This window comes from Microbispora sp. NBRC 16548 (genome assembly GCF_030268985.1).
In the GTDB taxonomy this organism is placed as follows: domain Bacteria; phylum Actinomycetota; class Actinomycetes; order Streptosporangiales; family Streptosporangiaceae; genus Microbispora; species Microbispora catharanthi.
Window position 1 is genome coordinate 19216 of record NZ_BSSF01000016.1, and the last position, 12488, is coordinate 31703.

Annotated in this window: 10 protein-coding genes and 2 pseudogenes; 9 read left to right on the forward strand and 3 right to left on the reverse strand. The window is 69.4% G+C overall.

Annotation, left to right across the window (positions count from 1 at the left end; genetic code table 11):
• Positions 1 to 22 precede the first annotated feature (22 nt).
• From QSK36_RS34480 to QSK36_RS34490, 3 genes are all read left to right on the forward strand, one after another.
• On the forward strand, positions 23 to 2485 hold the full coding sequence (locus QSK36_RS34480) for a glycoside hydrolase family 95 protein (RefSeq protein ID WP_285785275.1): 2463 nt from the start codon (positions 23 to 25) through the stop codon (positions 2483 to 2485).
• On the forward strand, positions 2482 to 2715 hold the full coding sequence (locus tag QSK36_RS34485; RefSeq protein ID WP_285785276.1) for an NEW3 domain-containing protein: 234 nt from the start codon (positions 2482 to 2484) through the stop codon (positions 2713 to 2715). Before QSK36_RS34480 ends, QSK36_RS34485 begins: the two co-directional genes overlap by 4 nt.
• Positions 2716 to 3120: 405 nt before the next feature.
• Positions 3121 to 3525 (forward strand): hypothetical protein, encoded by a 405-nt coding sequence (locus QSK36_RS34490; protein ID WP_285785277.1) that lies wholly within the window; start codon positions 3121 to 3123, stop codon positions 3523 to 3525.
• 502 nt (positions 3526 to 4027) lie between these two features.
• Here the strand turns inward: QSK36_RS34490 and QSK36_RS34495 are convergent.
• Positions 4028 to 4474, reverse strand: a complete 447-nt coding sequence (locus tag QSK36_RS34495; protein ID WP_285785278.1) for a type II toxin-antitoxin system PemK/MazF family toxin — start codon at positions 4472 to 4474, stop codon at positions 4028 to 4030.
• 117 nt (positions 4475 to 4591) lie between these two features.
• Between QSK36_RS34495 and QSK36_RS34500 the strand changes: the two are divergent.
• The 4 genes and pseudogenes from QSK36_RS34500 to QSK36_RS34515 all read left to right on the forward strand — a co-directional run.
• Positions 4592 to 4759 (forward strand): annotated as a pseudogene (locus QSK36_RS34500) (IS701 family transposase); the annotation flags it as partial.
• Positions 4756 to 5148 (forward strand): annotated as a pseudogene (locus tag QSK36_RS34505) (IS701 family transposase); the annotation flags it as partial. The pseudogenes QSK36_RS34500 and QSK36_RS34505, both read left to right, overlap by 4 nt.
• Before the next feature lie 185 nt (positions 5149 to 5333).
• The gene (locus QSK36_RS34510) at positions 5334 to 6647 is read left to right on the forward strand and encodes a vanadium-dependent haloperoxidase (protein WP_285785279.1); all 1314 of its coding nucleotides are present in this window, start codon (positions 5334 to 5336) and stop codon (positions 6645 to 6647) included.
• Positions 6648 to 7087: 440 nt separating this feature from the next.
• On the forward strand, positions 7088 to 9220 hold the full coding sequence (locus QSK36_RS34515) for a glycoside hydrolase family 44 protein (RefSeq protein WP_285785280.1): 2133 nt from the start codon (positions 7088 to 7090) through the stop codon (positions 9218 to 9220).
• Between the two features lie 42 nt (positions 9221 to 9262).
• Here the strand turns inward: QSK36_RS34515 and QSK36_RS34520 are convergent, their stop codons facing one another.
• A complete protein-coding gene (locus tag QSK36_RS34520; RefSeq protein WP_285785281.1) occupies positions 9263 to 9751 on the reverse strand; it encodes a hypothetical protein in 489 nt (162 codons plus the stop codon).
• A gap of 220 nt (positions 9752 to 9971) precedes the next feature.
• On the opposite strand from QSK36_RS34520, the gene QSK36_RS34525 reads away from it, so the two are divergent.
• Both QSK36_RS34525 and QSK36_RS34530 read left to right on the forward strand, forming a co-directional pair.
• A complete protein-coding gene (locus tag QSK36_RS34525) occupies positions 9972 to 11312 on the forward strand; it encodes a M1 family metallopeptidase (protein WP_285785282.1) in 1341 nt (446 codons plus the stop codon).
• A gap of 133 nt (positions 11313 to 11445) precedes the next feature.
• Positions 11446 to 11967 (forward strand): YbhB/YbcL family Raf kinase inhibitor-like protein, encoded by a 522-nt coding sequence (locus QSK36_RS34530; RefSeq protein WP_285785283.1) that lies wholly within the window; start codon positions 11446 to 11448, stop codon positions 11965 to 11967.
• Between the two features lie 91 nt (positions 11968 to 12058).
• Here QSK36_RS34530 and QSK36_RS34535 read toward each other — a convergent pair whose 3' ends face one another.
• A complete protein-coding gene (locus QSK36_RS34535; protein ID WP_182903467.1) occupies positions 12059 to 12448 on the reverse strand; it encodes a VOC family protein in 390 nt (129 codons plus the stop codon).
• Between the last annotated feature and the right edge of the window lie 40 nt (positions 12449 to 12488).

Here is a 12488-nt window from a genome sequence, read left to right on the forward strand (position 1 = left end):
CATGCCACCCCCGGAGGAATGTGTGACTCACTCCCCGTCACGGCTCCCGGCCGTCCTCGCGCCGGCCGCGGGTCTCGCCCCGCCCGCGCGGGCGGCCGCGGAACCCGCCGCCCGGCAGGAGGGCGCGCCCGACGACCTGACCCTCTGGTACGACAGGCCCGCCACCGACTGGGAGACCCAGGCGCTGCCGATCGGCAACGGTCCGCTGGGAGCCAAGATCTTCGGCGGCGTGGCCACCGAGCAGCTCCAGTTCAACGAGAAGACCCTGTGGACCGGTGGTCCCGGCTCGCCGGGCTACGACTTCGGCAACCGGAAGACCCCGCTGCCGGACGCCATCGCCGAGGTCCAGCGGCAGATCGACCGCGACGGCACGATGGCGCCGGACGCCGTGGCCGCCAAGCTGGGCCGGCCCAAGACGGGCTTCGGCGCCTACCAGACCTTCGGCGACCTGTATCTCGACTTCGCCGGCGCACCTCTGAACCCCACCGCGTACCGGCGTGAGCTGAGCCTGCGCGACGCCGTGGCCCGGGTGACCTACGCCGCCGACGGCGTCACGTACTCGCGTGAGTACTTCGCCGGCCACCCCGGCAACGTGATCGCCGGCCGGCTCTCCGCCGACCGGCGCGGCAAGGTTTCCTTCACGCTGCGCCACACCTCGCCGCGCGACGACAAGACCGTCACCGCCGCGGGCGGCCGGCTCACCATCCGCGGCGCCCTGTCGGACAACACCATGAAGTTCGAGGCCCAGGTGCAGGTGATCAACCAGGGCGGCACCCGCACCGACGACGGAGACAAGGTCACCGTCACCGGCGCCGACAGCGCGGTCTTCGTGCTGTCGGCCGGGACCGACTACGCCGGCGACTACCCCGCCTACCGCGGCCCCGATCCGCACGCGAAGGTGACCGCGGCCGTGGACGCCGCGGCCGGCAAGAGCTACGACCAGCTCAAGCAGGCACACCTGGCCGACTACCGCGGCCTGTTCGACCGGGTGAAGCTGGACATCGGCCAGAGCACCCCGACCGTCCCGACCGACCGGCTGCGCCGCGCGTACACGGGCGGCGGCTCGGCCGACGACCGGGCGCTGGAGGCGCTGATGTTCGCCTACGGCCGCTACCTGCTGATCTCCTCCTCGCGGGAGAACGACCTGCTGCCCGCCAATCTCCAGGGCGTGTGGAACAACTCCACCAGCCCGCCCTGGTCGGCCGACTACCACGTCAACATCAACCTGCAGATGAACTACTGGCCGGCCGAGCAGACGAACCTGGACGAGACCACCCGTCCGTACGACAGGTACATCTCGGCGATGGTCGCTCCCGGCGCGAAGACCGCCCGGGAGATGTACGGCGCCCGGGGCTGGGTGGTCGGCAACGAAACCAACCCGTTCGGCTTCACCGGCGTGCACGACTGGGCCACCGCGTTCTGGTTCCCCGAGGCGGCGGCCTGGACCACCCAGCAGCTCTACGACAGGTATCGGTTCACCGGCGACCTGGGCTACCTGCGCGACACCGCCTATCCGGTGATCAAGGGCGCCGCCGAGTTCTGGCTCGACTTCCTGCACACCGATCCGCGCGACGGCACGCTGGTCGTGTCGCCCAGCTACTCCCCCGAGCACGGCGACTTCTCCGCCGGCGCCTCGATGTCCCAGCAGATCGTGCGCGAGGTCCTCACCAACGCGCTCGCCGCCGCGCAGAGGCTCGGCGTGGACGGGAACTTCCAGGCGGAGGTGAAGGCGAAGCTCGCCACGCTCGATCCGGGCATCCGCGTCGGCTCCCGGGGCCAGCTCCAGGAGTGGAAGAGCGACTGGGATGCCACGACCGACGACCACCGGCACGTCTCGCACCTCTACGCGCTGCACCCCGGCAACCAGATCACGGCGGGGACGCCCGAGGCCGAGGCCGCGAAGGTCTCGCTCGCCGCCCGCGGCGACGGCGGCACCGGCTGGAGCAAGGCCTGGAAGATCAACTTCTGGGCCCGGCTGCTCGACGGCGACCACGCGCTGAAGATGCTCAGCGAGCAGATCAAGACCTCCACCCTCGACAACCTCTGGGACACCCACCCGCCGTTCCAGATCGACGGCAACCTCGGCGCCACCTCCGGGGTGGCGGAGATGCTGGTGCAGAGCCAGCACGACTACGTGCACGTGCTGCCGGCGCTCCCGTCGGCGTGGAAGAACGGCTCGTTCTCCGGCCTGCGCGCCCGTGGCGACGTCACCGTGGACGCGACCTGGAAGAACGGCGCCGCCGACACGATCACCGTGCACCCGGGCTCGACCGGACCGATCAGGGTGAGGTCCGGCTTCATCGCGGGCCGCCACCGCGTCCACGACGAGAAGGGCCACGAGGTCGGCCCGCACCGCGACGGCGACACGCTGACGTGGAACGCCACGGCCGGCAAGGCGTACACCATCCAGAACGAGGCCGCGGTCGCCGTCATCGCGCCCGCCGCGACGGGGCCGGACGCCTCCTTCCCGTCGAGCTCGCCGTGACCGCCGCCCGCAGGCGGGCGGTGCCCGCGTCCGACGTGACGCTGACCCTGCCCAAGGGGTGGACGGCGACTCCGGCCACGGTCCACCTGCCGGCGTCCGCGCCGGGCCGGACGCGGACCGCGACGTTCACGGTCACCAGCGGGCCCGCCGACGGCACCAGAAGCGCGCGGATCACCGCCACGGCGACCGGGGACGGCTGGACCGGCGGCGCCTCGCCACCGTGGCGCTGAACCCCTGCGCCTCGACGGCGTACGGGTGGCGGGCGGCCAGGCGACCGGCGACGGCATCACCGGCTGCGCGTCCCTCCCGCTGCGCTTCGCGGCGGACCAGGGCGGTGGGCAGCGGCTGCGGTCACCACGTCGACAGGCTGAGCACCGCCCAGCGACCACGAGGCGCGGCGGTCGAACTCGAAGCAGTGAGCCCCGCGTCTCCCACGGGACGTGGGGCGGTTTCGTGTCATGCCCGCGAGAAGACACGGCCCGTCAGCGTGGGTCAGGCTTCCTTCGCGTACGCCAGGTGCCGCAGCAGGGTTCCGTCGCCGGCCCGCTGCCGCTCCGCGGCGGGTCGAGGCGGACGGGAAAATCAGTCAAGTGAAGGCGTGCGCGCCGCGCAGGGATCAAAGCTACAGTCCCGGCATGTCACTCCCCCGCCGCTTGCTCCATTCACTCACAGGCGAAGTTTCGATTCGCCCTGCCTTTCTCATCACGATCGTGGTTGGCGCCGCCCTTATCGGGGGCGTGGCGGCGCAGAACCTGCCCATCGGAAAGGTCTCGTTGATCGCCGCTGAGGGGTATGCCCAACTCGTTGCCGACGGCAGTGGCGGCTCGTTCACCCCGGACGGCGGGCAGGCGATGCAGCTTCCAGCCGAGGTGCCGTGGACGGATCACGACGGCATGCTTCACATCGGCGGTCGCCCCGAATGCCTTTGGGGCGAAGGAGAGACCAGGAACATCGGTGCCCGGGTCGAGGCGGGTTATCGATGGATGGAGCTACCGAATGGGGGCGGATATCCACTGGTCGCCTGGCTTCGATGCCTATAGAACCACCGGTAAACGGGAAAAGATCCGCGACACCTGCGAGCCATACGGGCCGCACTGGTCATCCCCGAAGACCGCGAGGCGTTCGACGAAGCGCGGGTCGGCCTCGGCCTCGGGGCGCTGAACGCGTTCGTTCACCCTTGGCGATCTCCGTCTGCGACTCCGTGCGGGACCCCGAAGGGGCAGCGGCAGATGCACAACCGGGCCGAGCAGGTGCCGGCCGGGAATCCCGATCAGCTGATGCGCCTCCTCCGCTCTCTGTGCTGGCAGTGGCGCTCCGGCCACGGTACGTGGCTGCCTCCCCCAGCACGGCATTGGCGCGTCTGGCCTACTCATTCTGAGCCGGCACGGCCGGAATCCGGTGATTACGCGACTGCCGTCCCGGCTTAATACTCCAGCCGTAGATCGTGATCTTGTGAGTGGGGGCGCCGCTGATATGGCGCGGCCACCATTGACCATCTCGACGAGACCGGCCGCGCCATCGGCGGCGTCCATCCCTCTCTGCCTACTTGAGTCCACCGAGACGAAGGGCATCCTCGATCTCGCTGAGCTTCGCGGACGGCAGGACGCCCGCCTGCCCGATCAGGTCTTCCCTGGCCAGGGTGACCAGCCAAGTGCAAGGGATGAGGTCGGGACGTGGAAGTGCGACTCTCAGGACGCCTTCGAGAGGCAGTCCTTCGGGGGCACCTACCGCCACCTCAACGGCCACGCCGCTGAGATCGGTGCCCGCGGGAGCGACGATCTGCATCGCCAAGAAACCGGACGCCTCTTCTCCCGACAGCAGTACGACTGCCCGCTGCTCGTTGAAATCTGCCCACCAGACTTCGCCACGTCGCATATGTCCTCCTGATACGGGACGGCGCGCCTGCGTCGCCCCTTCGACCGCCGCCAACTCCAGGCACAGATCGTAATGTTGGCTGGTCAGGGCCTGTGAGAAGACGGCTGCGGCCACCGATGATCATTGTGAGCTGTGTGGACAAACGAAGATCATGCGGTGGCCGAAGCTCACAGCGTAGACCCTGCACGGTGGCAGGAGGCGTTCGAGGGTCTGATGGGCCGGATAGCGGCGAGGTTCGCGCGGGTCGAACCACGCCTGCGGGCGCGGGACTTCGTGCGCGGGCTGCTGGCGGACCTGCCGCGGAAGAACTGCTGGACAATCGCCGAGTGGGCCGGGGAGGCGAGTCCTGATGGCATGCAGCACCTGCTGGGCCGGGCCAAGTGGGATGCCGATGCTGTTGGTCGCCCGCCCCGGCGCCCCTGACCACGCTGGTCCGCGTCGCCGGGTCAAGATGGCGGGTGGAGGAAACCTTCCAGACCGGAAAGGGCCTGGCTGGACTGGACGAGCACCAGGTTCGCCGCTTCACCTCCTGGTCCCGCTGGGTCACCCTGACCATGCTCGCTCACGCCTTCCTCGCCGTCGTCCGCGCCGACGAACACGCCCGCCATCCCGCCCCGGACGAGCTGATCCCGCTCACCTGCAACGAGATCCAGCGACTGTTCACGACGCTGATCGTCCGGCCCGTGCACGATGCAGCCCACCGGCTCCGCTGGTCCGCCTGGCGCCGCCGCCACCAGGCCCGAGCCCAGGCCAGCCATTACCGCCGACAAGCCGCGAATCAGACATGAAGATCACGATCTACGGCTGGAGTATTAAGCACCGTTTCGTCAGTGTTCCGGTGGCGCATCCTACCCAGCATGATCAGGGCATAAATAGCTCGCAAGTTGACGAAGCTCATTCCGGTTGGGTAGATATCGATTTTTTGGCGCATTGGTCACTGTAACGTTTTTCGGCTGCATAGTAGTTTGCGTTCATGTTCAGCCCATTTGCTACATGCCGGGCAGCGGCTATGCGAGCCGCAGTCGTCTGGGCGGCCGTCGCCGGGGTCATCGCCGCCGGGTCGCCGACCGTACTCGGCTCGTCCCCCGCATACGCGGAAGATTCGGTCTCCTCCGCCAACTCCGTCATCGTCTGGGACCGTAATGCTCAGACCGCGATTTGGGACATTGCCGGTCAGCAGCCGCAGGTCCAGGCTCGCAGCTTCGCGATGGTGCACGGAGCGGTCTACGACGCGGTGAACGCGATCGCCGGTGCTCCCTACCAGCCGTACCTGGTCGCACCGGCCGCCGATGGCACCGAATCGACGGACGCGGCCGTCGCGACCGCGGGTTACCGGGTACTGCAAGCGCTGTTTCCCGACCAGCAGGCGAGGTTGAATACCCAGTACGACGAGTCGCTGGGCGCGATTCCCGACGGCGCCGCGAAACAGCGTGGAATCACCGTGGGCACGCAGGCGGCCGATGCGATGATCGCGGCGCGACGGGACGACGGGGCGTTCGGCGACCAGACCTGGCCCGTGGGCACCCGCCCTGGTCAGTGGCGGCCGACGCCGCCCACGTTCGCCTCGGACGGGGCATGGGTCGGTCACCTCGAGCCGTTCCTCATCCCCAGCGCGTCCGTCTTCCGTACGTCCGGCCCGCCGACGCTCACCAGCCGCCGGTACGCCCGGGACTTCAACGAGGTCAAGGTGGTCGGCTCGGCGACCAGCACGGTCAGGACTGCCGACCAGACGCAGGCCGCGATCTGGTGGCACGACCGGCATCTGGCCGAATGGGAGATCAAGCGTCAGCTCGCGACGCGGCAGCGATTGAACACCCTTCAGACGGCGCGAATGTTCGCGATGGTCGACCTGGCCGAAGCCGATGCCACGATCGCCTGTTACAACGAGAAGGCGGCATGGAACTTCTGGCGGCCGGTCACCGCGATCCGGCTGGCCGACACGGACGACAACCGGCAGACGTCCGCCGATCCCGAATGGACGCCGTTGCTTGTCACGCCACCGCACCCCGACTACACGTCCGGGCACACCTGTTTCACCGCGGCGAGCATGTCGGCGTTGAGGCACTTCTTCGGCCGGGACGACATCCCCTTCAGCGGTTACAGCGCCGACTCGGGCACCACCAGGTATTTCCGCGGTTTCTCCCAGGCGCTCGCCGAGGTCATAGAGGCCCGCATCTGGGGCGGCATCCACACCCGCACGGCAGACGTGCAGGGCGCGAAGATCGGCGCGCAGGTCACCGCCTACATGGTCGCGCACTATTTCAAGCCGAGGCCGAGAAGCCGGTAGAGCCTCGCGGCCCCGCCACCGCCTCGATCCGTGACGGACAGTCTCCTGATATGCGGCTTGTCAGTCTCAGGTCCCAGAAGGGACTCGGGGACTCAGGAGAAGCAGACCCCCGGGAGAAGCCCGCGGTACGCAGGAAGTCGCTCGACCTCCGCAGTCGGCGGCGGCGCCTCGTCTGAGGCTTCCAGCCCAGGAACGGGTGCCTCGGTTGTGCGATGCGGCACGCCGTGGGGGCCCGGCCGGGGTCCGGTGTCCTCGTGAAACTTCCATCCGCAGGTGAGGGGGTGTGGCTGCTCAACGCGTGCCCGCGGTCCTCCGGCAGATCGCGTTCTTGTTCCCCGCCCGGGTCTTGGCCAGCGTGATGGCCTGGCCGCGCGACGGGTGCTCCCCTCGCATCCGGCGGCCCCGGAACCCCAGACCCCCAGGGACTCGAGAGGAGACCCGTGCGAACGCGAACGCTCCCGATCGCCCTCACCGCGGCGATCGCCCTGTCGCTCGGCGCGGCGGGCCAGGTGCCCGCCCTCGCGGCCGCCGACGGCCCCGCGCTGACGGTCGACACCACCACCGGGCGGCACCCCATCAGTCCGTACATCTACGGCATGAACTTCGCCGACGAGGCGCTGGCCAAGGAACTGCGTCTCCCGGTGCGCCGGTGGGGCGGCAACGCGACGACCCGTTACAACTACCTGTACGACACCAGCAACCGCGCCTCCGACTGGTACTTCGAGAACATCGCCGAGGACAACCCGGACCCGTCGAAACTGCCGGACGGCTCCACCACCGACCGGTTCGTCGAGCAGGACCGGCGCACCGGCACCGACACCATCCTCACCGTCCCGCTGATCGGCTGGGTCCCCAAGGGTCGCGACGCCTCCTGCGGGTTCTCCGTCGCCGAATACGGCCCGCAGCAGCAGACCGACCAGTGGCGTCCGGACTGCGGCAACGGCGTGAAGCCCGACGGCACGAAGATCACCGGCAACGACCCCCACGACACGAGCGTCGAGGCCGGCGCGGCGTACGTGAAGGACTGGATCGGCCACCTCACCGGCAGGTACGGCACGGCCTCGGGCGGCGGCGTGAAGTTCTACAACCTCGACAACGAGCCCGACATCTGGCACAGCACGCACCGGGACGTCCACCCCGAGGGCGCGAGCTCGGTCGAGCTGCGCGACAAGGCCTACCTCATCGGCGCCGCCGTGAAGGCCGCCGACCCCGGCGCGAAGACGCTCGGCCCGGTCGGCTGGGGCTGGTCCTCCTGGGACTACTCGGGCCTCGACCAGGAGACCTGCGGCCGCACCAACTGCTGGTCGAACCCTCCGGACAAGGAGGTACGCGGCGGCCTTCCGTTCACCACGTGGTACCTCCGGCAGATGAAGAACTACGAGGACGAGCACGGCCTGCGCGTTCTCGACTACTTCGACGAGCACTTCTACCCGCAGGCGTCCGGCGTCGCCTTCGGCTCCGGCGGCGACCCGGCCACCGACGCACTGCGGCTGCGCTCCACCCGGGCGCTGTGGGATCCGTCGTACACGGACGAGAGCTGGATCAACACGCAGGTCCGGCTGATCCCCCGGATGAAGGAGCTGGTTGCCGCCGAGTATCCCGGCACCAAGACCGCGATCACCGAGTACAACTGGGGTGCCCTCGACCACATCAACGGGGCCCTGGCCCAGGCCGACATCCTCGGCATCTTCGGCCGCGAGGGCCTCGACCTCGCCACCCTGTGGGGGCCGCCCACGGCCTCCCAGCCCGGCGCGTACGCCTTCCGGATGTACCTGAACTACGACGGCGAGGGCGGCCGGTTCGGCGAGACGGCGGTCGGCGCGACCAGCGCCGACCAGGGCAAGCTGGCGGTGTACGCCGCCGAGCGGGCCTCCGACCATGCGCTCACGCTCGTCGTGGTGAACAAGACCGGCGACGACCTGACCAGTGAGGTCGCCGTCAAGGGACGCGACGGCGGCGCGACCGCGCAGGTCTACCGGTACGGCGCGGCCGACACCTCGGCCATCAGGCGCGACGCCGACGTACAGGTCGGGGCCGGCGGCTTCACCGGCACGTTCCCGGCCGACTCGATCAGCACCGTCGTGATCCCCGCCGGCACCGGCCCGTCGCCCTCCCCCTCGCCTTCCCCGAGTCCTTCGCCCTCTGCCTCGCCGTCCCCGAGCCCCTCTCCCAGCCCGTCGGCGTCCCCGAGCCCCAGCCCGTCCCCGTCGCCCAGTCCCTCTCCCAGTTTGTCGCCGACGCCGGCCGCCGCCTGCACGGTGACGTACACGGTCACCAACCAGTGGCCCGGCGGCTTCCAGGCCGGGGTCCGGATCGTGAACCGGGGGGCCACGGCCGTGAAGGGCTGGCGGCTCGGCTGGACGTACGGCAACGGGCAGACCGTGACCCAGCTGTGGGACGGCTCCTACACCCAGAGCGGGTCGAAGGTGACGGTGACCAACGCCGGCTACAACGCCACGATCGCGGCGAACGGCGGCAGCGTGACCTTCGGTTTCCTCGGCCGCTGGGACAACGGCGCCAACCCCGCGCCCAAGCAGTTCACGCTCAACGGCTCGCCCTGCGCGACGAGCTGACCCGCCGATCCCGGTGCCGGCCTTCCCCGGCCGGCACCGGGATCAATCCACCATCGCGCCCTTGTCGCGTCCGCACGCGCTGAAGTCGTCGTGCCGGCCGCAGGCCTTGACGAGGGTGTAATCACGCCAGACGGCCATCGGAGAGGAGACCGCCTGGCCGTCGCGGCCCACCGGGAAGGGGCCACACCGATGCCACGGGCCGCCACCCGGCGGCCAGACGTCGAGCCAGACCGCGTCACCCGGACGGGTGCGGCCGGTGAGGGTCGCCCAGTAGTGCCACTCCCCGCGCGGCCCCGCGTCGCCGCGCCACAGCGTGACGTCCACCTCGTCGCCCCACTTCCCGCTCGTCAGCGAGTACACCGGCCTGGCGTTCTTCACGGTGTGGGAGTTCGGCCACGACCAGTCGCGGCAGTCGATCGGCCGATCACCGCCGGGACCGGCAGAGGCCGCGCAGGACGAAGAAGGGAGGGACAGGAGCACGGTCGCGGCGACGATCGCCGTGGTGGTCCTGCCATGCCTGGTCCGAACCACCCTGGCCCTCCCCGAGTGCGGCTGCCACCCGGACGAGTATCGATGACAGTTCGTCCCCGTGCAATCACATTGCGCAATCAGGCGACCGGCGCCGGTCGGGGCAAATCTTGTCGCTAAAAGCGCTAGAACGGCCAAAAAGAAATCATTGACCGCCATTTGACAAAAAGTTACATTACGTCGGCAGATCGGGGGTCCGGGCGCTCGAAAGGAGACCCTCCTCATGGTGCGACGATTCCTGATCACCACGGCGGCGGCCGTGCTCGTCCTCGTCTGGGGCGTCCCGCCGGCCGCTCACGCCGTGGACGGGACCAGGACGCCGGGATCGCCCTCCTACACGGTCACCCTGACCAGCAACGCCTCGGGCAGCACGTGGACGGGGCATGAGAGCGTCACCTTCGCCAACCCGTCGGCGGACCCCCTGACGGAGGTCTATCTCCGCCTGTGGGACAACTATCACGGGACGTGCCCGTCCACGCCGGTCACCGTGACCAACGTGACCGGGGGCACGCCGTCCCCGCTGTCGGTCTCCTGCACAGCGCTGAAGATCACCCTGTCCGCCCCGCTCACCCAGAACCAGAGCGCCTCGATCGGGTTCGACCTCAGCATCGTCGTGCCCAGCGGCGCCGACCGGTTCGGGCGCGACGGGTCCTACAACTTCATCGGCAACGCGCTGCCGGTCCTGGCGGTCCGCGACGCGAGCGGCTGGCACCTCGATCCGTACAGCAACAACGGCGAGTCCTTCTACGCGCTGACCAGCGACTACTCGGTCACGCTCGACCACCCGACGTCGCTGCTGGTGCCGGCGACCGGCACCTCCGTCGACACGGCGGGAACGTCCGGCCGCACGATCACCAAGGCGACCGCGAAGAACGTGCGCGAGTTCGCCTGGGCGGCCGGGCCGTTCGTGAAGACCACGAGCACCACCACGACGGGCGTCGTCGTGAACGTCTACCGGGTGAGCTCGATCAGCTCCGGCAGCGCGAGCTCGATGATGACCACCGCGAAGAACGCGCTCGTCGCCCACGCGGGACGGTTCGGCGCCTACCCGTACGGCGAGGCGGACGTGGTGCTGGACAACAACTTCTGGTTCGGCGGCATGGAGTATCCGGGCTTCGTGCTCGACGTGGTCAGCTCCACCGCGCTCGCCCACGAACTGGCCCACCAGTGGTGGTACGGCATCGTCGGCGACGACGAGTACAGCAGCCCGTGGCTGGACGAGTCGTTCACCGACTACGCCACCGACCTCTACAACGGCATCTCGGGCACCAACTGCTGGAACAGCGTCTCCTGGCAGTCGTCGGCCGAGAAGATCAGCAACTCGATGGCCTACTGGGACGCCCATTCGAGCAGGTACGGCACCGTCGTCTACACCTACGGCAAGTGCGCGCTGCACGACCTGCGGCGCGCGATCGGCACGACGGCGATGCAGAACCTGCTGAAGAACTACGCCGCCGCCCACTGGTACGGGATATCGACCACCGCGGACTTCAAGGCCGCCGCGCAGGCCGCCACCTCCGTCGACCTGTCGTCGTTCTGGACCACCCACCGCATCGACGGCTGAGTGCGCCGAGCCGTCCCGCTCCCGGCGTGACCGGGGGCGGGACGGCTCGCATCGCTTTTTCCCGGCGGCCCGGCGTCGCACACGCCGCACGCAATGACGGCGCCGACGTGCTCCGGCCGCCTATCCTGGCCGAATGAAGATCGGCAAGCTGGTCGGCGGCGTCCTCCTGACGGTCGTCCTCCCGGGGTGCTCGGCCGAGGGCGCCCCGCCCACGGACACTCTGAAGGTGAGCACCCAGGCCTTCGCCGAGGGCGCCAAGATCCCCGGGAGATACGTGTGCGCCCGGCAGGGAGGCCAGGACGTCTCGCCCCCGCTGGCCTGGAGCGGCGTTCCCGAGTCCGCTCGCGAGCTGGCGATCGTGGTGGACGACCCGGACGCCCCCGGTGGGACGTACATCCACTGGATCGTGACCGGCGTCCCCGTCACCGAGACGAGCACGCCCGAGGGCCGCGCCCCGGGGAAGGTCCTGCCGGGCAGCGACGGCAAGGCCGCCTACGCCGGCCCCTGCCCGCCGAGCGGGGTCCATCACTACCACTTCATCGTGTACGCGCTGCGCGGCCCGATCACGCCGGGCGGCGACGCGACAGCGGTGCACCAGCGAATCAAGGATGCGGCGATCGCCTCGGGCGAGACGGTCGGCACCCGGAGTGGCTGACAGGCGAGATGTGGGATCGCCGCGAGGAGCCCGGGCTGGTCCCCGGCCGCGCCGGGGTGGCGCGGCCGGGGAACTGCGTGAGTTCTACAGGTCAGGAGGCGTAGGTGGTGACTTTCCACAGATAGCCGTCCGGGTCGCTGAAGTAGCCGAAGTACCCGCCCCACTGGGCGGGAGCCGCCTCCTTGACCACGCTGCCGCCGCCGGCCACCGCGTTGCGCAACATCTCATCCACCGCTTGCCTGGAGTCGGGGTTGAAGTGGAATGAGGCACCGCGAAATCCGGATCCCTCCGCGGAGACTCCGGCGTCCTGTGCCGCCGCCTCCCATTCGTAGAGAGCCAGCTGCGGGGATCCCTCGCCCAGGCTGAACGAGACGAAATGGCGGGTGTCCTTGTCGATCTCGCAGCCCAGGCCTTCATAGAACTTCTTGGCTCGGGTCAGGTCCTCGACGCCGAGCATGATGGCGTTCACCTGTAGTGACACGGTTCTCTCCTGATGGTTTCGGGGTATTCGCCGGCTGAAC

Excerpts from the sequence above, each read along its gene's own strand:
- QSK36_RS34490 (WP_285785277.1), top strand. The coding sequence starts at position 3,121 with ATGTCACTCCCCCGCCGCTTGCTCCATTCACTCACAGGCGAAGTTTCG.
- QSK36_RS34510 (WP_285785279.1), top strand. The coding sequence starts at position 5,334 with ATGTTCAGCCCATTTGCTACATGCCGGGCAGCGGCTATGCGAGCCGCA.
- QSK36_RS34525 (WP_285785282.1), top strand. The coding sequence starts at position 9,972 with ATGGTGCGACGATTCCTGATCACCACGGCGGCGGCCGTGCTCGTCCTC.
- QSK36_RS34530 (WP_285785283.1), top strand. The coding sequence starts at position 11,446 with ATGAAGATCGGCAAGCTGGTCGGCGGCGTCCTCCTGACGGTCGTCCTC.